The 20479-nt window shown below is 39.2% G+C and carries 16 protein-coding genes and 1 other RNA gene; 4 read left to right on the top strand and 13 right to left on the bottom strand.

What is annotated here, in order from left to right; genetic code table 11:
- Window positions 1-124: 124 nt before the first annotated feature.
- From DTW91_RS00265 to DTW91_RS00245, 5 genes are all read right to left on the bottom strand, one after another.
- On the bottom strand, window positions 125-1780 hold the full coding sequence (locus DTW91_RS00265) for a ribonucleoside-diphosphate reductase subunit alpha (RefSeq protein ID WP_125201656.1): 1656 nt from the start codon (window positions 1778-1780) through the stop codon (window positions 125-127).
- Window positions 1781-2193: 413 nt separating this feature from the next.
- Complete coding sequence (locus DTW91_RS00260; protein ID WP_125201417.1) at window positions 2194-3168, bottom strand: ribonucleotide-diphosphate reductase subunit beta; 975 nt, start codon at window positions 3166-3168, stop codon at window positions 2194-2196.
- A 381-nt stretch (window positions 3169-3549) separates the two neighbouring features.
- Complete coding sequence (locus tag DTW91_RS00255; RefSeq protein WP_125201416.1) at window positions 3550-4365, bottom strand: hypothetical protein; 816 nt, start codon at window positions 4363-4365, stop codon at window positions 3550-3552.
- A 21-nt stretch (window positions 4366-4386) separates the two neighbouring features.
- The gene (locus DTW91_RS00250; protein ID WP_125201415.1) at window positions 4387-4611 is read right to left on the bottom strand and encodes a hypothetical protein; all 225 of its coding nucleotides are present in this window, start codon (window positions 4609-4611) and stop codon (window positions 4387-4389) included.
- 788 nt (window positions 4612-5399) lie between these two features.
- Window positions 5400-5675: a hypothetical protein gene (locus tag DTW91_RS00245; protein ID WP_125201414.1), complete on the bottom strand. Its 276-nt coding sequence runs from the start codon at window positions 5673-5675 to the stop codon at window positions 5400-5402.
- 854 nt (window positions 5676-6529) lie between these two features.
- Between DTW91_RS00245 and ssrA the strand changes: the two genes are divergently transcribed.
- The 3 genes from ssrA (at window position 6530) to DTW91_RS00230 (ending at window position 8215) form a co-directional block, all read left to right on the top strand.
- Window positions 6530-6930, top strand: a transfer-messenger RNA (tmRNA) gene (gene ssrA, locus DTW91_RS00240).
- 414 nt (window positions 6931-7344) lie between these two features.
- Entirely contained in the window at window positions 7345-7866 is a 522-nt protein-coding gene (locus tag DTW91_RS00235; protein WP_125201413.1) for a hypothetical protein, read from the top strand.
- Window positions 7867-7876: 10 nt separating this feature from the next.
- Complete coding sequence (locus DTW91_RS00230) at window positions 7877-8215, top strand: Fic family protein (RefSeq protein WP_125201412.1); 339 nt, start codon at window positions 7877-7879, stop codon at window positions 8213-8215.
- Window positions 8216-8406: 191 nt separating this feature from the next.
- Here DTW91_RS00230 and DTW91_RS00225 read toward each other — a convergent pair whose 3' ends face one another.
- Window positions 8407-9042, bottom strand: coding sequence for an HAD family hydrolase (locus tag DTW91_RS00225; RefSeq protein WP_125201411.1), 636 nt, complete (start codon window positions 9040-9042; stop codon window positions 8407-8409).
- Window positions 9039-10265 (bottom strand): imidazolonepropionase, encoded by a 1227-nt coding sequence (hutI, locus tag DTW91_RS00220; protein ID WP_125201410.1) that lies wholly within the window; start codon window positions 10263-10265, stop codon window positions 9039-9041. The genes DTW91_RS00225 and hutI overlap by 4 nt, the downstream gene beginning before the upstream one ends.
- A 162-nt stretch (window positions 10266-10427) precedes the next feature.
- Here hutI and DTW91_RS00215 point away from each other — a divergent pair, with 162 nt between their 5' ends.
- On the top strand, window positions 10428-11108 hold the full coding sequence (locus tag DTW91_RS00215) for a hypothetical protein (RefSeq protein ID WP_125201409.1): 681 nt from the start codon (window positions 10428-10430) through the stop codon (window positions 11106-11108).
- Window positions 11109-11132: 24 nt separating this feature from the next.
- Here the strand turns inward: DTW91_RS00215 and metF are convergent, their stop codons facing one another.
- The 6 genes from metF to DTW91_RS00185 all read right to left on the bottom strand — a co-directional run bounded on the left by metF (window position 11133) and on the right by DTW91_RS00185 (window position 20451).
- On the bottom strand, window positions 11133-12089 hold the full coding sequence (metF, locus tag DTW91_RS00210) for a methylenetetrahydrofolate reductase [NAD(P)H] (protein ID WP_125201408.1): 957 nt from the start codon (window positions 12087-12089) through the stop codon (window positions 11133-11135).
- Between the two features lie 37 nt (window positions 12090-12126).
- The gene (gene metH, locus DTW91_RS00205; protein ID WP_125201407.1) at window positions 12127-14781 is read right to left on the bottom strand and encodes a methionine synthase; all 2655 of its coding nucleotides are present in this window, start codon (window positions 14779-14781) and stop codon (window positions 12127-12129) included.
- Window positions 14782-14913: 132 nt separating this feature from the next.
- Complete coding sequence (gene tnpA, locus DTW91_RS00200) at window positions 14914-15366, bottom strand: IS200/IS605 family transposase (RefSeq protein WP_125201406.1); 453 nt, start codon at window positions 15364-15366, stop codon at window positions 14914-14916.
- A 775-nt stretch (window positions 15367-16141) separates the two neighbouring features.
- The gene (locus DTW91_RS00195; protein WP_125201655.1) at window positions 16142-17158 is read right to left on the bottom strand and encodes a homocysteine S-methyltransferase family protein; all 1017 of its coding nucleotides are present in this window, start codon (window positions 17156-17158) and stop codon (window positions 16142-16144) included.
- Window positions 17159-17345: 187 nt separating this feature from the next.
- Complete coding sequence (locus tag DTW91_RS00190; protein WP_125201405.1) at window positions 17346-18512, bottom strand: O-succinylhomoserine sulfhydrylase; 1167 nt, start codon at window positions 18510-18512, stop codon at window positions 17346-17348.
- Between the two features lie 403 nt (window positions 18513-18915).
- A complete protein-coding gene (locus DTW91_RS00185) occupies window positions 18916-20451 on the bottom strand; it encodes an ACT domain-containing protein (RefSeq protein WP_125201404.1) in 1536 nt (511 codons plus the stop codon).
- Window positions 20452-20479 lie beyond the last annotated feature (28 nt).

Genomic DNA, 20479 nt, shown 5'->3' with positions numbered 1-20479 from the left:
GAAATAAAATTATAAGGACAATATTAAAATGATTTTCATGCGCGAGACTAGTACTTGAAAACATAAAAACCACCTCGCTCTAAACGAAATGGTTTTTATTATTTTACTTATGCGTATCTGTCGCTTAAGCTTCGCAAGAAGAACACGTCACAAAGTTGACCATCAGTTCTTTGGAAACCGAGGAACTTCTTTGATAATACAAAGTTTTCACCCCTTTTTTCCAAGCTTCTATCATCACGTAGTTCACGTCTTTTACCGGCATTGTAGACGGGATTTGCAAATTCAGCGACTGTGCCTGATCGATGTACTGCTGTCTTTGAGCCGCCTGAGAAACGATCTCCATCGGAGAGATTTCTCTGAATGTTTTGAATACTGCTTTTTCCTCAGCTGTCAAGCCTTCAAGATGCTGCACAGAACCGTGGTTCAGCATAATGGTTCTCCAAGTTTCTTCGTTATCCAAACCTTTTTCGTCTAATAATTTTGCCAAATATTTGTTCTTACGCATAAAGTTTCCCTTTGCCAGACCTGCTTTGTAATAGTTGGAAGCAAATGGCTCAATTCCGGGAGAAGTTTGACCCAGAATTGCAGAACTGGAGGTGGTTGGCGCAATGGCCATCAAAGTTGTGTTTCTCAATCCGTAACCTTTCAGCATATCGGGTTCGCCGTAGATGTTGGCCAATTCTTTGGAAGCGATTTCGGATTGTTCTTTGATATGACGGAACGCTCTGGCATTGAATTGAGTGGCCTCAAAACTCTCAAACGGAATCATGTTTTTCTGCAAATAAGAATGGTATCCTAAAACGCCCAAACCTAAAGCTCTGTGACGCATCGCAAAATTTCTTGCCGAAGTCAAGTAATAATTGCCTTCAGTTTTATCAATGAATTCCGAAAGAACGGCGTCTAGGAAATAGATTGCCAATTTCACGGCGTTGGTATCTTTCCATTCGTCAAATAATTCCAAGTTCATAGAAGACAGACAGCAGATGAAAGATTCGTTAGCCGTGGAAGGCAACATAATCTCGGAACAAAGGTTACTCGCGTTCACCATCAATCCTGCATCTTTGTAAACCTGAGGCTTGTTTCTGTTCACATTATCGGTAAAGAAAATATATGGCAAGCCTTTCTGCTGGCGGCTTTCCAAAACTCTTGCCCAGATTTTTCGTTTCTCGGCATCGCCATCGATCATATCCTGCATCCAATAATCCGGAACGCAAACGCCTGTAAACAGGTTCTGAATAGGGCTTCCAATATCTTTGATACTCAAAAATTCTTCGATATCGCCGTGGTCGATGTCCAGGTAAGCTGCAAATGCGCCTCTTCTCACGCCACCTTGCGACACCACATCCATCGCCGTGTCATATAATTTCATGAAGGAAACTGCGCCTGAGGATTTTCCGTTGTCCGTGACCGCTGTTCCTCTGTTTCTCAATTCTCCAAAGTAACCGGACGTTCCGCCGCCGATTTTCGTCTGCATAATCACCTCACCCAACTTGTGCGTGATGCCTTCGATATTATCCGGGACGTGAACGTTGAAACAAGAGATCGGCAAACCGCGTTGCGTTCCCATATTCGCCCACACAGGAGATGAGAAACTGATCCAGCCTTTCACGATCATTTCTTTGAAAGCGGGCTGCAATTCCGGTTTGTACAGGCGTTTGGCGGCCGCCGTGGTAATACGGTCGATGGCGCCATCTACGGTTTCACCTTTCAAAAGGTAGCCTCTGTTCAGCATTTGTTCAGACTCTTCATTGAGCCACCAGATATCTATATTTTCGTCCATCATAATTTTATATTTTTTGGGAAATTAGCAACTTATTTTACGATAGCAATTAGCTTTTTGCTATTGGTATTTTTTACTTTATTAATTGTTTGGGCGCCTTTATCCGTCTTCCGTTCCCGCTTTTTTCTGGCATTGCGAACGACGGGAATTTATCCATCTGAACCTTCCACATCGCAATGCCAGAAAAAGAGCTCCACTCAAGCCGGGGCGCGCTTCGCCATTTTTAACGATTTCGCATAAAAAAGAAAATTCTAAGAATAAAAAAACGTTTCTCAAAATTTTCTTTTTACTAAAGTGAAATTACTTTATACTTTGATTTGTTATAACAAGAATAACAATATATTTTCTTATCAACTACCCCGTCAAAAATTCTCTGAATTTTTGCCACCCCTTCAGGGAAGGGGAATTTAATTTTAAAACAAATCGTTTGCGGTAATACTCTTATCGTGTTTGGTGTAATCTACCGGACGTTTTGCGAAGAAGTCATCCATAGAGTTGGCAAAAACCTCTTCTTCAAACCAAACCATCGGGCGATAATCTTCCGGAGAAACGTTGTATCGGGTTTTCATGCCAATCTTGTTCAGAGAGTCATCCACTCTGTACTTCATAAAATCGAGGAGGTTCTTTTTGGATACTTTTTGCAACTCGCCGAGTTCGAAAATCCAATCCAAAATATTAGCTTCCATTTCGAGAGATTCGTCCACCAAATCGTAGATTGCTTCGATGTCGGCATCGGTGAGCAAGTCGGGTTGCTCTTCCCGGATTTTGTTGATCAAATAAATACCGCCGTTGGCGTGGATTTGCTCATCGACGGAGGTCCAGGCGATGATGTTGGACACGTTTTTCATATAGCCTTGAAATCTCGTGAAAGACAGGATGATCGCAAATTGGCTGAACAACGAAACATTCTCTATCAAAATACTGAAAAGCAATAATGAAGAAACATAGGATTTGGGATCCTGAGAATTGGCGTGTTTCAGCATTTTCCCCAGATAGTCTATTCTGCTTTTCACGGCAGGCACGTTCACCACTTCCAAAAAGTCGTCGTTATAGCCCAACACTTCCAACAATCTGGAATAGGCTTCGGAATGGCGGAATTCGCATTCTGCAAAGGTGGCGCCAAGACCGTTAAGTTCCGGCTTTGGAAGGTGGTCATAAAGATTACCCCAGAAGGTTTTGACGTTCACTTCAATCTGTGCGATGGCCAGCAAGGCATTTTTGACGGCGTTTTTTTCGTGGGGTTCCAATTGGGAATGGAAGTCCTGCACATCGGCCGTAAAATCCACTTCGGAGTGTACCCAATAAGACTTGTTGATAGCTTCTACAAATTGCATTACTTCCGGATATTCGAAAGGTTTGTAGCTTATTCTTTTATCGAAAATTCCCATTATGAGTCGTTTTTTATCAATTATTTTTAAAAATGTTCAAGAAAAGAGGTGATGTGCAGAAGAACAGTTCTGCTCGAGAAATGCCCTTTCTATTCTTTTAAGTGAATACAAAAATAGAAATTGAAGTCTATAAATGAAAGGGCAAAAGCGTAAAATGTGTCAAAAAACTGACAATCATGAGCAAAAGTTTTCCACATTAGACCAAAACGTGGATGAATAGGGAATTTGTGCTCAATAGCAAGATCGAAAGTATATAAAACACTCGGATTTAATGTAAACAACGCCACTATTTGCTATTACAGTACGCGGTTATTCATTAAACAACCAAAAAAGAATAGTGGAATTTCGGGAAAGAAGGTGGCAAGTAAAGAGGCCAAAATATTAACTTTCAGAGGTTTTTTTGGAAAAGTTGTGCGTCTTGAGATATTCGGCGAAGGCTTCTTTGAGTTTAAAATCGATTGCTGCTTTGTTAAAGTTTTTCCGGTAATTTTTTGCAAGGTCATAAGATTCGTCTGCGTACGCCAGAAAAATATCGAAGTCGTATTCGTCTAATCCGTAACCAAGGTAATAATCCATATTGACAATCGCTTTGACGCGCTTGTAAAACTCCTGCTTCTCAGAATAATTGGCTGTGGTTTTTGGCGATTCGCCCGCTTTTTTTATTAATCCACCAATTGCATTTGCTAATCCTAAAACATTCAGCTGCCCAGCGGATAGATCGGGCTGTTTGAAGGCGGAAGGCGTTGTAGCCTTTGGAGTAACTCCGTATGGCGGCGTTTTCATATAAAGATTCATAGCCATATTGAGCGCAGCGACTCTGGGCGGGGGATTGAGTCTGGTGACGTCTTTTTTGAGGATTCCCGTCGGGCGGAATGTGAGTTTTACTTCTTCAATTTCTTGTGGAATGGTGAAAAGTTTGACATTGATGCTTTTGGAGAAATCTTCGGCATTTAATATCAGATTTTTTCTTTCATAGCCTTGCCTCGCCACCCGAAGTTCATCGGATGGTTTCGCGGCGATGACGAAGTTGCCCATAAAATCCGAGATTACCACTTGCTCTGTCCGCAAGTTCACGATGCTGGCGTTGGGCAATTTGTCTCCATTTTCGTTGGCGATGTTTCCCAACACATAATCTGTTTGTGAGAATGCCAATATCGAGCAAAGAGTTGATAGGAGAAAGAGTACTTTGAGTTTCAAGAAATCTTGTTTGGTGCAAAATTACTGTAAAATAGTTTGATATGATGAGCTAATAAAAAGTTTAACCGATTTTAACGCAAAGTGCGCAAAGATTTTTTTAATCTTATTGAAAATATTTTTAAGGTTTGCAAGGGCGCTTTGCTCAGCAATGGTTGATGTTTCTATTTTTAAACGCAAAGTGCGCAAAGATTTTTTTAATCTTATTGAAAATATTTTTAAGGTCCGCAAGGGCGCTTTGTTCAGCAATGGTTGATGTTTCTATTTTTAAACGCAAAGTGCGCAAAGATTTTTTTAATCTTATTGAAAATATTTTTAAGGTCCGCAAGGGCGCTTTGTTCAGCAATGGTTGATGTTTCTATTTTTAAACGCAAAGTGCGCAAAGATTTTTTTAATCTTATTGAAAATATTTTTAAGGTCCGCAAGGGCGCTTTGTTCAGCAATGGTTGATGTTTCTATTTTTAAACGCAAAGTGCGCAAAGATTTTTTTAATCTTATTGAAAATATTTTTAAGGTCCGCAAGGGCGCTTTGTTCAGCAATGGTTGATGTTTCTATTTTTAAACGCAAAGTGCGCAAAGATTTTTTTAATCTTATTGAAAATATTTTTAAGGTCCGCAAGGGCGCTTTGTTCAGCAATGGTTGATGTTTCTATTTTTAAACGCAAAGTGCGCAAAGATTTTTTTGACATTCTTGAAAATATTTTTCAGGTTCTCAAGGGCGCTTTGCTCAGCAATGGTTGAAGTTTTTATTTTAAACGCAAAGTGCGCAAAGATTTTTTTGACATTCTTGAAAATATTTTTAAGGTTTGCAAGGGCGCTTTGCTCAGCAATGGTTGAAGTTTTTATTTTTTAATGCAAAGTGCGCAAAGATTTTTTTTGACATTCTTGAAAATATTTTTAAGGTCCGCAAGGGCGCTTTGCTCAGCAATGGTTGAAGTTTTTATTTTTTAATGCAAAGTGCGCAAAGATTTTTTTGACATTCTTGAAAATATTTTTAAGGTTTGCAAGGGCGCTTTGCTCAGTAATGGTTGAAGTTTTTATTTTAAACGCAAAGTGCGCAAAGATTTTTTTGATCTTATTGAAAATATTTTTAAGGTTCGCAAGGGCGCTTTGCTCAGCAATGGTTGAAGTTTTATTTTTAAACGCAAAGTGCGCAAAGATTTTTTTGACATTCTTGAAAATATTTTTAAGGTTTGCAAGGGCGCTTTGCTCAGTAATGGTTGATGTTCTATTTTTAAACGCAAAGTGCGCAAAGATTTTTTTGACATTCTTGAAAATATTTTTAAGGTTTGCAAGGGCGCTTTGCTCAGCAATGGTTGAAGTTTTTATTTTAAACGCAAAGTGCGCAAAGATTTTTTTGACATTCTTGAAAATATTTTTAAGGTTTGCAAGGGCGCTTTGCTCAGTAATGGTTGATGTTCTATTTTTAAACGCAAAGTGCGCAAAGATTTTTTTGACATTCTTGAAAATATTTTTAAGGTTTGCAAGGGCGCTTTGCTCAGTAATTGTTGAAGTTTTTATTTTTTAACGCAAAGTGCGCAAAGATTTTTTTGACATTCTTGAAAATATTTTTAAGGTTCGCAAGGGCGCTTTGCTCAGAAATGGTTGATGTTTCTATTTAAACGCAAAGTGCGCAAAGATTTTTTTGACATTCTTGAAAATATTTTTAAGGTTTGCAAGGGCGCTTTGCTCAGTAATTGTTGAAGTTTTTATTTTAAACGCAAAGTGCGCAAAGATTTTTTTGACATTCTTGAAAATATTTTTAAGGTTCGCAAGGGCGCTTCGCTCAGCAAAAGGTTGAAGTTTTTATTTTTTAACGCAAAGTGCGCAAAGATTTTTTTGATATTTTGGTTGTGTGTGTAAAAGTCAAATATTGGGAAGGCTGGATTTTTGCGAAGCTGCGTAAGGGATGGTAGTGAAAATCCTTTTTATGTGGCTTGGGCCGCGCTCCGGCTCTGATCTAAGCGGCTGCCACATAAAAAGATTGCAACGGACAGCCCGACCCGAGCGGGTGACTATGCGGTGGCGAGGGATACGCCCGAATATGGTTCGTGGTTGTTGGTTGTTAGTTGATAGTTGTTGGTTGATAGTTGATAGTTGATAGTTGTTGGTTGATAGTTTTTGGTAAATTAATTTTGCGTAAATTTGTTGTCTTATTTTGAAAATTGGGGTTGACTGGTTTCGACAGCAAGGTCAATGGGTAAGTAAGCATGCAGAGAACCGTAGCGCGATCTCTTAAATCCCTTGCTACACACTTTTAACTGGCAACGAAGAGTTCGCTCTTGCAGCTTAATCCGAAGTTTAGTAGGATTCTAAGCGTTTTCCTGAAGACAGTAGGGAAGCAAGATGTCTCACAAACGCTCTGTTCTGCGGCGTTTGATTCTGGGGCATAGCAATGCAGAAATAAGTCTCGAAAATCTTCGGTTCGGGAACGAAAATTTTAGAAGATAAGGTAAAAGTTGGGCGTTTGCTCTCTGCTTTTACCCGAAAATCAAAAGCAAACTAAGCATGTAGAAATCTTACGTATTGCTTGTTTGGACGAGGGTTCGAATCCCTCCAACTCCACATTCAACACTTAAAATCAGAGAATTACAGTGTTTACACCCAAAAACACACCCAGTAATTTATTGGGTGTGTTTTTTGTTAATTAAATTTATAGTAATACATTATTGCAGAGCATAGTTTTGCACATTAGATTTTTTGACACAAAATATGATATAAAAATATTGATGCTCTTCATCGCATCGACAATTTTGTCTTACTTTTGCAAGGCACACAGTAAAAATATTTTAGATTTTTTTCACTAGCGATACATCTTGATATCTTTTACAATCTTACTACCATAAAATTGCTTTTCATCATACTAAAACAATGAAACCATTAACATAATCTGTAATGATTTTTCTCATTTATTAAAAATTTAATATTTATTATTTGTAATTATTATCTATCTTTAACATAATATCCAAACAAAATAATATCATGAAAAACTTTCTTTTTTTAGGCCTTTTATGTATTGGCCTTTTATCATCCTGTAAAGATGATGATGTCCCTAACCAAAACACGCTTCCTGATGCAACGCAATCAGGTAAAAATACTGGCGGAGCCTTAATAGACAATAATATTTGGGTAGCAAAAATCGAGTCACCAGATCTTAACCCTGGAGGAAATAATACCAAGTACGAATTTGTAAATAATACATATCAACTACAAATAGTATTAAGACAAGTGAATGATACAAGCAACAGAATTGTCATCAATATTTCTGACAGTAATGAGATTACTTCTAAAACATATTCTGTTACAGCCTGCCGATATGAAAATCAATCTCAAGTGTTTGATGTTGGCATTGGTAATAATGATGGAATATTAAATATCACCAAATTTGATAAAGATAATAATATAATTTCTGGAAGTTTTAGTTTCACCGCTAACAATATAAATGGTAACAATAGTAAAGTCACTATTACCGAAGGTCGCTTTGATAAAAAATTCATAAACTAAAAACCATACTATGAAAACAAAATTTTACCTGATTATTCTATTATTCTTAGGCTTTTTAGGACTGGGTCAGATTGTAACGACACAACAGCAACAAATAGAACTATCCGCAGAAATGCACGAAAGATTGGTAACTATACACCCATTTATAGACGGCAATGGACGAACTTCTCGCCTTTTGATGAATTTGATCTTATTACAAAACGGTTTTCCTATTGCCATACTGAAAGGCGATACAGAAAGTCGTTTAAAATATTACGGTGCGTTGGAAACCGCTCAGACGGAAAACAGCAAACAGCCGTTTATAGACTTCATCACAGAGAATGTAAGTGAAACAATGGAAAGATTATAAAAGTATCTGAAAATTAAACAAAAGGCAAGCGTTTTACAGCCTCGATGAGGTTAAAAAAACATTCCGCCAATACCAACTATTCAATGGCGAAAAAATACCATGAGCCGGAGCCGGTACGTTTCCGCAGAAATATGAGAGGAACAAAAAAGTTTTTAAATCCGCTTAAAATCCGATTTTTACGTCTTTTTAAGTTATCGGGATGCGAAAAATTTTAGCAAATCTGCGAATTTTTCTATCTTAATTTCCGGGTTTTCGATTTTGCCAAAACCGTAAGCCGCATAGATGAAATCTACACCGGCCTTGTCGCAGGATTCTTTGTCCCAGATGGTATCGCCCACGTAAACCGGATTTTGAAGTTCATTTCGTTTAATTATCAACCGTATATTTTCGTCTTTGGGCAATTTGTTGTTTCCAAAACACTCATAATCGGTGAAATATTTGTTAAAATGGTGGTAATTCAAAAAGGTTTCGATGTATCCCGCCATACAATTGCTGACGATAAAAAGTTTATAATTTTTGCTGAGTTTTTCCAGCGTTTCCGGGATATCGGGAAATAATTTTCCGCCCGTTTTGCTCAAATAATCTTTCTCTTTTTTGCTGTAGATTTCTATAAATTCGGGTAGTTTTTCTTTCGGGATAAAATTAAAATGCTGCGCAAAGATATCATCCATCTTCATCCCGGAAAAGTTCCGGATGTCCAAAGCCGCCAGATGAACTTCATAACCTATTTCCTTGATGCTGTCATTAAAAGCGCAAACAACGGTTTCGGAAGCATCCCAAAGCGTTCCGTCCAAGTCAAAAATAATGCTGTCTCTTTCTTTTTTCATAAAACCGATTTTCCGTTGATGTAAACTTTTGATGGAATCAAGCTTCCTTGATTGTAAAGTATATTTTGGAAATTGTCCGTTTCGTAGATCGCGAAATCTGCTTTTTTCCCTTTTGCGAGAATACCCCGATCGTGCAAATCCAGAGCATAAGCGGCGCGAAAAGTGAGAGCTGCCAAAACCTCGGCGGTGGACAATTTCTGATAGGTGGCGAGAATCGAAGCTTGCGTCACGAGTTGGCCCATCGGCGCAGAGCCGGGATTCCAGTCGGAGGCGATGGCTAGGATGCCGCCATTGTCGAGGATTTTTCTTGCAGGACAAAAAGGCTCACCTAAACCTAAACTCGCGCCAGGCAAAGCAATTGCGACAGTTTCTGAGTTGGCTAAAAATTCAATATCTGCGTCGATGCTTGCTTCCAAATGGTCTGCAGATTTGGCGCCCACTTCTACCGCAATTCGCGAACTGCCTGATGTAAATTGATCGGCGTGAACGGTAATTTGGAAACCTAATTCTTTCGCTTTCAAAAGGAATTCCTTGCTTTCTTCTTGCTGGAATGCCGATTTTTCTACGAAAATATCCACACGATTGGCCAGTTTTTCTGCTTTTACTTTCGGTAATATTTCTTCGATAATATAATTGAGATAATCCTGAGAAGATCCTTCGAAATCTTTTGGTTTTAGATGCGCCGCCAGACAAGTAGGAACCAGCGTTGCATCGGTTTTGGTCTGTGCTTTTTTGATGGCGCGCAGCATTTTGAGTTCTTCGTCAACATTCAATCCGTAGCCGCTTTTGATCTCGATGGTGGTGATGCCTTGCTTCAATAAAAAACGCACACGTTTGAGAATTCCATCCGTGAGTTCACCTCCGGAAGCTGCTCTTGTGTGCAGAACAGAGCTCCAAATTCCGCCGCCGGATTCTGCGATTTCGAGATAGGATTTCCCGGAATTCCGCATGGCAAAATCGTTCGCGCGACCGCCTCCGAAACAAATATGCGTATGCGCATCTACAAAAGCCGGAATTGCAATTTGCTGATTTTCAACCAAATCGATTTCACTTTGAGGAAATTTTTGTTTTATGAAATCATAATTTCCAACTTCCAAAATTTGTCCATTTTCTGTCAGAATTCCGCCATTCGTGATGATTTCGAGATTTTCGTCTCTTAATTTTCCCTTCAATGGAAGATGGTCTAATGTAACAATTTGCCTGAAAGGACCTGATAATTTCATAGTAAAATTTGAGCTGTAAAAATAATGATAATCTTTAAGTTTTATAAATTTCAATATTAAGGATCATAGTCAGGAAATCATTGTCATAAATTTTTATTAATCCTGTTATAATTCTTTTTTTATCCCGAACTTTACTGTATTTTTACTGAAATTTCAAAACAAATGAAACCTATCATCATTTCGGCAAGTTTATTTTTCGGTGTCATATTTGTGCAGGCACAACAGATCAGTGTAGGCGAAATGGCAAGAACAGCGCGCTTCAGCAAGGTTATTGATGAAATTAATAATGGCGAAGCGGTCTTAAAATATTCTGATATCCAAGGAGATCCTTTTTATAAATCAGGCTTTTCTAAAGCAAAAGTAGGTGATGCAGAAAATATTTTATCTGTGAGATATAATATGTATAAGGACGCTTTTGAAGTTTTGAACGATAGTGATATTTATGCTATTCCAAGGAATAATGCCTTTTCAAAAATTACTTTCATACCAAGTAATGAAACATTCATATTGTTGAATGATGATGCAGGCGTTGCGGGATATTTTTTGCTTTTAGCAGAAGGAAGGAATACGTTGCTTAAAAAAATGGCTGTAAGTTATAGTCCGGAGATGCCTGCTCCCAACACTATGATTGCCGGCTCCCCTGCAAGATTTGATCTTCAAAAACCGATTTATTTTATTAAAACTGAAGATAATTTCATTAAGATTACCAAGAAAGCAGAAGATCTCATCAACGCTTTGCCGGCCGATAAAAAGGATGTGGCCAAAGATTTTATCAAAACCAACAAAATAAAAATGAACGAAGAAGCGGATCTTATTAAATTGGTGACTTTCTTGAATAAGTAAAAAAAGATTTGCATTTTTTTCATTTTAGAAAACCGCTCTTCCTATTTTAAGGATATTATCGCTTTTTCCCATCGAATAGAAATGCAGTACCGGCACGCCAAAATCCAAAAGTTCTTTGCATTGGCTGATAGCCCATTGCACGCCAACTTCGCGCACATCGTTGTTGGTTTTGCATTTCAGAACTTCTGAGATCAGCGTTTCGGGCAAATCGATATTGAAAACCTGAGGCAGCAGTTGCAAGTGAGTTTTGGTAGCAATCGGTTTGATCCCCGGAATAATCGGAACATCGATGCCGATTTCGCGGGCTTGCTTTACAAAATCAAAATATTTCTGGTTGTCGAAGAACATTTGAGTCACGATGTAATCTGCGCCGGCGTCCACTTTTTTCTTCAGCATTTGAAGGTCGTATTTCATAGAAGGCGCCTCGATATGTTTTTCGGGGTAGCCGGCTACACCAATGCAGAAACTGCTGCTGTCATCACATTGGATTTCTTCGTGAAGATATTTTCCCGTGCCAAGATCGTGAATCTGCTTTACCAATTCCGAAGCATATTTGTGACCACCTTTGGAGGGTTCAAAATATTTTTCACCTTTCATCGCATCGCCGCGAAGCGCCACTATATTATTGATTCCCAAATACATACAATCTACCAAAAGATATTCGGTTTCTTCTTTGGTAAATCCGCCGCAAAGAACGTGAGGAACGGTATCCACGTTATATTTATGCTGAATAGCGGCGCAAATCCCCAAAGTTCCAGGACGCATTCTGGTGATCTTTCTTTCCATTAGGCCATTGCCCCTTTCGATGAAAACGTATTCTTCGCGCGAAGTCGTCACATCAATAAAAGGTGGATTGAACTCCATCAAAGGATCGATGTTTTGATATAAATCTGCGATTCCGACGCCCTTTTGTGGCGGAACTATCTCGAAAGAGAAAAGCGTTTTGCCGTTGGCGTTTTTTATATGGTCGGTAATTTTCATTATTTTATTTAAAAATTAAAGGTTTAAAATTCTTTTATTAATCCGCCAAATTCGGAGCGAGCCATTTTCTAGCCAATTCGATATCTATATTTTTTCTTTCGGCATAATCTTTCAGTTGGTCTTGTGCAATTTTCCCAACACCGAAATATTTTGCTTTTGGATTTGCAAAATAATAGCCCGAAACGGATGCCGTAGGAAACATTGCCAGACTTTCCGTCAATTCTAAATCAATATTTTCTTTCACTTTCAAAAGTTCCCAAATCGTGCTTTTTTCCAAATGATCTGGGCACGCAGGATAGCCGGGCGCCGGGCGGATTCCTACATATTTTTCGGAAATCAAATCATCAGTTGTCAGGGTTTCGTCCTCGGAATATCCCCAAATTTCGGTTCGTATTTTTTTGTGCAAAAATTCCGCAAAAGCTTCTGCCAATCTGTCCGCAATGGCTTTTACCATAATTGCGCTGTAATCATCGTGTTCGGCTTCGTATTTCTGGGATAGTTCATCAGTTCCGAAACCCGTGGTTACGGCAAAAGCGCCCACGTAATCTTGTTTTCCCGAAGTTTTCGGAGCGATAAAATCGCTTAAAGCCATATATTCTTTGCCCTCGGTTTTTTTATGTTGTTGACGAAGCGTTCTGAAAACAAAAGTTTCATCATCTTTTTTCAGTTCAATGTCGTCTTTTTCTGTCGAATTTGCGGGGAAAATTCCGAAAATAGCTTTCGCAGTTAGGTGTTTTTCTTCCACGATTTTTTGGAGCATTTTCTGTGCATCTGCAAAAAGTTCGGTGGCCTGTTCGCCAACTATTTTATCTTCTAAAATCTGAGGATATTTTCCGAATAATTCCCAACTTCTGAAAAATGGACTCCAGTCGATATAAGGAATTAATTCTTCTAAGTTTTGGTTTTCGATGATTTGAATGCCTGTATTTTTCGGTGTGAAAATGGTTTCGTTTTCCCAGTCTATTTTAAATTTTTGCTTTCTGGCGTCTTCTATCGAAACATATTCTTTGTCTACCTGTCTGTTCAAAAATTTTTCTCGAAATTCGTCGGACTCGGCTTTTAATTCTTGTTGATACTGCACCGAATTTCTATCTAACAGTTGCGAAACCACGCCCACTGCCCGGGAAGCATCGTTCACGTGAACTACGGTATTTTTGTACTTTGGGGCGATTTTCACGGCGGTGTGTGCTTTGGAAGTGGTAGCACCACCAATCATCAATGGAAAATCAAGATTTTGTCTTTCTAATTCTTCGGCTATGTGTACCATTTCGTCCAGACTTGGGGTAATTAGTCCGCTTAGGCCAATTACATCTACTTTTTCATCAATCGCTGTTTGGATGATTTTTTCGGCAGGAACCATCACGCCGAGGTCAACGATTTCGTAATTGTTGCAGCCCAAAACCACACTCACGATATTTTTTCCGATGTCGTGAACATCGCCTTTCACCGTTGCCATTAGGATTTTTCCGTTGGCTTTTTGCTTTTCATCTTTTTCTGCTTCGATGAAAGGCTGAAGATAAGCTACCGCTTTTTTCATCACTCTGGCAGATTTTACAACCTGAGGCAAGAACATTTTTCCACTTCCGAAAAGGTCGCCCACTACGCCCATTCCTGTCATTAAATTTCCTTCGATCACGTCTAGCGGTCTGGCGGTGAGCTTTCGGGCTTCTTCTACGTCTTCTTCTATAAATCGGTCGATTCCTTTCACTAAAGCGTGCGTGATTCTTTCCTGCAAAGGCATTTCTCGCCAAGATAAATCTTCGGTTTTTTCTTTTTTGGTGGATTTTACTCTTTCGGAATAATCTAATAATCTTTCGGTAGCATCCTCTCTTCTGTCGAACATTACGTCTTCTACCAATTCTAACAAATCTTTTGGAATTTCGTCATAAACTTCCAGCATTGTAGGGTTTACGATTCCCATATTCATTCCCGCTTTGATGGCGTGATAAAGGAATACCGAATGCATTGCTTCTCTCACCGAATCGTTTCCTCGGAATGAAAATGAAACGTTGGAAACGCCGCCTGAAACAGAGACATAAGGTAAATTCTCTCGAACCCATTTCGTGGCTTCTATGAAATCAATGGCATTGCGGCGGTGCTCCTCCATTCCGGTAGCCACTGGGAAAATGTTCAAATCAAAAATAATATCTTCGGCGGGGAATTTTACAATTTCTGTGAGAATTTGATAACTTCTTTTGCAAATTTCAATTCTTCGTTCATAAGTGTCGGCCTGTCCTTTTTCATCGAATGCCATCACAATCACCGCCGCTCCGTATCTTTTGATGATTTTCGCTTGTCTGATGAAATCTTCTTCTCCACCTTTCAGACTGATGGAGTTTACGACGCATTTTCCCTGAACGACTTGCAAGCCAGCTTCCAGAATTTCCCATTTTGAGGAGTCTATCATTATCGGAATTCTCGCAATATCGGGCTCGGAGGCGATTAAATTCAAGAATTTTACCATACAGTATTTTCCATCGAGCAAGCCGTCATCGAAATTGACGTCCAGAATTTGGGCGCCACCATCCACCTGATGACGGGCGATATCAAGCGCTTCGGAAAATTTCTCTTCTTTAATTAGTCGAAGGAATTTTTTGGAACCTGCAACATTGGTTCTTTCGCCAACGTTGATGAAGTTGGATTCCGGTGTAATGATTAAAGGTTCTAAACCAGATAATTTTAAGTATTTCATTTTGTTTTGTTCAATTAAAGCCACGAAGTGGTTATATCATTAGCATTAGGCAAAGCCCAATGAAAAAATGTGCGATATGATGTGAAGCCCTGAAAGGGCGAAATCAATGGCTTTTGGTATAGCCCAAATTCTTTAATCCCAAATATATTTTTCGTCATATTCAACATTATATTTTTTTAGAAAAGCTAAAAATTCTTCTTGAAATGTTTTCTTTCTGTGATGTTCTTCTTGATTGACAATGTATTTTTTTACAATTTCCAATTCAGTTGGATTTACAGAAAATGCGCCGTAACCATTTTGCCAATAAAAATTTTCAAACGCAACACCTTTTGTTTTAATCCATTTTGAAGAATGTGATTTTACTTCTTCTATTAACTTCATTAAGGCAATCTTCTTAGACAATAAACATAAAATATGAATGTGGTCTTGATATCCACCGACTTGTATAGGATTGCATTCCAAATTTTTGCAAATCCCGCCTAAATAACTAAATAATTCTTCTTTTATTAAATCAGTTATCAGAGGTTTTCTATGTTTGGTGCTAAAGACAAGATGAACATATATTTTATTTAATGATTGTCCCATTTTTAAAAATTTCAAAATTGTGTTTTTGTTTCATTGAGGAAAATCTAATGCTATAGATTTCGGTCTTTCAGAACTTTATTAATAACTAAATCTCATTATTCATAGGGTTTTGCCCTATGCTTTTGATTCCACCACTTCGTGGCTTTATTCATTTTGCGAACCTTTATTAATAACTAAATCTCATTATTCATAGGGTTTTGCCCTATGCTTTTGATTCCACCACTTCGTGGCTTTATTCATTTTGCGAAACTTTATTAATAACTAAATCTCATTATTCATAGGGTTTTGCCCTATGCTTTTGATTCCACCACTTCGTGGCTTTATTCATTTTGCGAACCTTTATTAATAACTAAATCTCATTATTCATAGGGTTTTGCCCTATGCTTTTGATTCCACCACTTCGTGGCTTTATTCATTTTGCGAAACTTTATTAATAACTAAATCTCATTATTCATAGGGTTTTGCCCTATGCTTTTGATTCCACCACTTCGTGGCTTTATTCATTTTGCGAACCTTTATTAATAACTAAATCTCATTATTCATAGGGTTTTGCCCTATGCTTTTGATTCCACCACTTCGTGGCTTTATTCATTTTGCGAAACTTTATTAATAACTAAATCTCATTATTCATAGGGTTTTGCCCTATGCTTTTGATTCCTTTTGATTCCACCACTTCGTGGCTTTATTCATTTTGCGAAACGAAATGTTTTTTTGTTTTTCATTTATAGCCAATTGTTGATTTATCGGTATCTCGATTTATTCAGAATGAGAATATTCATTTTAATATTGTTACATTAATTTTTCTCGGTTCGTAATTTTTCACCAATTCTGCGATGGCTTTGATGTGTTCCGGCGTTGTTCCGCAGCAGCCACCGATGATGTTGATTAATCCTTTTTCAGCATATTCTTTGATTTGTTCCGCCATTATTTCGGGACTTTCATCGTATTGACCAAAAGCATTGGGTAAACCTGCATTGGGATATGCAGAAATATACGTATCAGACTGTTTTGCAATCGTTTCCAAATACGGCGTCAATTGTTTTGCACCCAAGGCGCAATTGAATCCGACGCTCAATAAGTTAAGGTGAGAAACAGAAATCAGGAACGCTTCCGCCGTTTGTCCGCTCAAAGTTCTTCCCGAAGCATCGGTGATGGTTCCGGAAACCATAATCGGGATTTGGATATTTCTTTCTTCCCGGATTTGGTCGATGGCGAAGAGGGCTGCTTTTGCATTCAGTGTGTCGAAGATGGTTTCTACTAAAAGAATATCTGAACCGCCGTCCAGCAAAGCCTCTGCCTGTTGTTTGTAAGCAATTCTCAATTCTTCAAAAGTGATGGCTCTGAAAGCCGGGTCGTTCACATCAGGGGAAAGCGAAGCCGTTTTATTAGTAGGACCAATAGAACCAGCTACAAATCTGGGTTTTTCAGGGTTTTGAGCGGTAAATTCGTCGCATACTTTGCGGGCGATTTTTGCAGATTCATAGTTGAGTTCATAGACCAAATCTTCCATATGATAATCTGCCATTGCAACCGTGGTTCCGGAAAATGTGTTGGTTTCGATGATGTCTGCGCCAGCTTCCAAGTATTTTTTGTGAATCTCTTCAATCGCTTGAGGTTGAGTGAGAGACAGCAAATCGTTGTTTCCTTTTACTGGATATTTCCAATCCTTGAAACGCTCGCCGCGATAGTCTTCTTCCGAGAAATTATAGCGCTGAATCATTGTTCCCATTGCGCCGTCCAAAATCAGGATTCTTTCGGAAATGGCTTTGTAAAGTTGAGCTGTATTTTTCATTTTTTTTCTTTTTATCGTTAGAATGAATTCTAACGTTGGGTTATTGGTCGTTCCTACGGAACTCGTCAGAATGAATTCTAACGTTGGGTTATTGGTCGTTCCTACGGAACTCGTCAGCATGAATTCTAACGTTGGGTTATTGGTCGTTCCTACGGAACTCGTCAGTATAAACTCCGCGCAGGATGACTTAGTCTAAAGCTTGTCTCAAATCGTTGAGAATGTCGTCAATATTTTCTAATCCGACGGAGCAGCGCACCAATCCGGCGGTGATCCCTACCTCGTTTCTCTCATCTTCGGAAAGCTTGGAATGCGTTGTAGAAGCGGGATGCGTGACAATCGTACGGGTGTCGCCCAGATTCGAAGAGAGGGAACACAGCTTTATTTTGTCGAGGAAGTTGCGCCCGCCGTCGATGCCGCCTTTGACTTCGAAAGCGACGATATTTCCGCCCAATTTCATTTGTTTTTTGGCGATTTCGTAGCTTGGATGAGATTTCAGGAAGGGGTATTTTACCAACGTCACATTCGGGTGATTTTCCAAAAACTCGGCGACTTTTAGGGCGTTTTCACAATGTTTTTCTACACGAATTGTCAAAGTTTCCAAGCTCTTGCTCAAAACCCAAGCATTGAACGGCGACATTGCGGGACCTGTGTTTCTCGAAAAAAGATAAATTTCTCGAATCAAATCGGCTTTCCCCACCGCAACGCCACCGAGAACGCGGCCTTGCCCGTCAATGAGTTTCGTTGCAGAATGTACGACAATGTCTGCGCCGTATTTAATTGGTTGTTGCAGATAAGGCGTCGCAAAGCAGTTATCTACAACGAAAATGAGATTGTGTTTTCTGGCAATCTGTCCGAAGAATTCTAAATCTAAAACTTCGATCGCGGGGTTGGTCGGCGTTTCTAAGAATAGTATTTTGGTATTTGGTTGGATGTATTGTTCTACATTTTCCGAGTCTTCTGCTTTGAAGTAGGTGGTTTCTATATTCCATTTGGGGAAATATTTCGTGAACAAAGTGTGTGTAGAACCGAAAACGGACTGACAGCTGACGATATGGTCGCCGGCATCGAGCAAGCTGGCCAATGTGGAATATATTGCGGCCATTCCCGTCGCAAAAGCGTAACCGGATTCGGCGCCTTCCATTTTCGTGATTTTGTCGACGAATTCTGTGACATTGGGGTTGCTGAATCGGCTGTAGAGATTTTTGTCTTTTTCTTCGGCAAAACTGGCGCGCATATCTTCGGCATCTTCGAAGACGAAGCTGGAAGTGAGGAATAATGGTGTGGAATGCTCGTCGAACTGGGTTCGTTCAGTTTGCGTTCTGATGGCTAATGTTTCGAAATTTTGATTTTCCATTATTTTGAATTGTTTAAATTTTTTTGTTGGAATGAATTCCAACGCTATTAAATCGGCCGTTTCGATATTTATTTTTTTTCGTTGGAATGAATTCCAATGCTGTTAAAATTGGTCGTTCCGATATTTATTTTGTTCGTTGGAATGAATTCCATTGCTGTTAAATTGGTTCCGATATTTATTTTTTTTCGTTGGAATGAATTCCATTGCTATTAAATCGACCGTTTCGATATTTATTTTTTTTCGTTGGAATGAATTCCATTGCTGTTAAATTGGTTCCGATATTTATTTTTTTTTCGTTGGAATGAATTCCAACGCTATTAAATCGGCCGTTTCGATATTTATTTTTTTTCGTTGGAATGAATTCCAACGCTATTAAATCGGGCGTTCCTACGGAACTATACGGTTATTTTGTTTCGCTTAATCTTAAAATATCGCCGAAAACGCCTCGGGCGGTTACTTTGGCTCCCGCTCCGGCTCCCATTATCACGATCGGATTTTCGCCGTAACTCTCGGTGTAGATTTCGAAGATGGAATCAGAACCCTTCAGCTGTCCGAGAGCAGAATTGGCGGGAACGGAAATCAATTTCACATCCAACTGTCCTTTTTCTTCCTGAAGATTGCCGTGCAAATCGCCCACATAACGCAAAACATGGTCTGGCTTCTGATTTTCTTTGATGCTTTGATATTCGGAATCTAATTCTTCTAATCTGGAAATGAATTCGTTTTTATCGAGCTCAAATAGATGTTGCGGAACGAGATTCTGAATACGAATATCCCGAAATTCGTTAATCAAATCCAATTCTCTGGCGAGGATCAACAATTTTCTGGCAACATCATTTCCTGAAAGATCTTCGCGAGGATCGGGTTCGGTAAAGCCTTTTTCCATCGCTTCCTTGATAATGACTGAAAACTTGTCGTCTCGCAGAGAAAAATGATTGAACACGTAGCTCAAAGTTCCCGAAAAAACACCTTTGATCCGGGTAATGTTTTCGCCCGAGAGATGCAACAGCTTAATCGTGTCAATCAAAGGCAGACCCGCTCCCACATTGGTTTCGTAGAGATATTTCTTTTTGTTTTTTTCTAATAATTTTCGGAAGTCGCGATATTGGGAAATGGGTAGGCTGTTGAATATCTTGTTGGAACTTACGACGTCAAAACCGTTTTCTACAAAAAAAGGATAGTTTTTCACAAAATCTGCGCTTGCGGTGTTGTCCACCATTATTAGGTTTTCCAGTTGGTATTCGTTGGCGAACTCTATCAATTTTCCCACGCTGGATTCTATTTTCGAAAATTTGATCTTCTGCCTCCAATCGCTTCCGAAACCCGCTTGATTAAAAGCAATTTTTCTGGAATTGGCTATGGCAACAATTTTGAGTTCCAAGCTTTTTCTGAGCAAAATATCGTGCGCAGAATCTAGGATTTGCTCAATCAAAGTTCCGCCCACATTTCCGTGGCCGATCAATGCCAGATGGATGGTTTTGGGCTTTCCGTAGATTTCGGTTTCGATGATGTTTTTTGCGATTTCCGTTTGGTGGGCGGTTACCACAATGTTGACTCTGCCTGCCGAGGCCATTTGGCTCAGCAATATGGGATAAATCTTGTTGCATTGCAGCTGCGACAAGATCTTGTTGTAATCATCCGAAACGAAACCGATGGCCGTCAAATCGTTTGTGCTATAAATATTAGTGACGCGGCCTTCTTTGGTTTCCTTTTCGAATTCTTTTTTTAAAAAGTTTATGGCATTTTCCGCATCACTTTCGTCCACCAAAATCGAAATTCCGTTTTCGATGGCTTGCTGGGAAATGATGCCCACGCTGATTCCGCCGCCATTCAAAGTTTGGAAAATGCGGGAATCGACGCCGATTTGTCCCAGGAAGTCCTTTCCTTCGAAGTTTACCAAGGCTTTGTTTCTGTATATGTTAATGGTATTTGTAGTCATTTTTATTTTTATCGCGACTTTGTCGCCG

The sequence above is a fragment of the Chryseobacterium sp. SC28 genome (assembly GCF_003932955.1).
In the GTDB taxonomy this organism is placed as follows: domain Bacteria; phylum Bacteroidota; class Bacteroidia; order Flavobacteriales; family Weeksellaceae; genus Epilithonimonas.
Note: the sequence above shows the minus strand (reverse complement) of the source record. Positions and strands in the feature narration are given on the sequence as shown.